Annotated in this window: 1 tRNA gene and 1 rRNA gene; both read left to right on the top strand. The window is 47.7% G+C overall.

Annotated elements, in window-relative coordinates:
* Window positions 1–41: 41 nt before the first annotated feature.
* Window positions 42–158: ribosomal RNA gene (gene rrf / locus K0040_RS20545) — 5S ribosomal RNA — on the top strand.
* Window positions 159–163: 5 nt separating this feature from the next.
* A tRNA-Asn gene (locus K0040_RS20550) sits at window positions 164–235 on the top strand.
* Window positions 236–237: the final 2 nt, after the last annotated feature.

Below are 237 nucleotides of genomic sequence, written 5' to 3' on the forward strand. Positions count from 1 at the left end.
TTGAAAGTACTAACAAAAGTTAATACTTTATATAAAGATTATGTGGTTATTATAGCAAAGAGGATACACCTGTTCCCATTCCGAACACAGAAGTTAAGCTCTTGAGCGGCGATGGTACTTGGGGGGCAACCCCCTGGGAGAGTAGCACGTAGCCACGTTATGTTCCAAGGTAGCTCAACGGTGGAGCACTCGGCTGTTAACCGATAGGCTGAGGGTTCGAGTCCCTCCCTTGGAGCC

Source organism: Terrisporobacter petrolearius (genome assembly GCF_020748185.1).
Taxonomy (GTDB): Bacteria; Bacillota; Clostridia; order Peptostreptococcales; family Peptostreptococcaceae; genus Terrisporobacter; species Terrisporobacter petrolearius.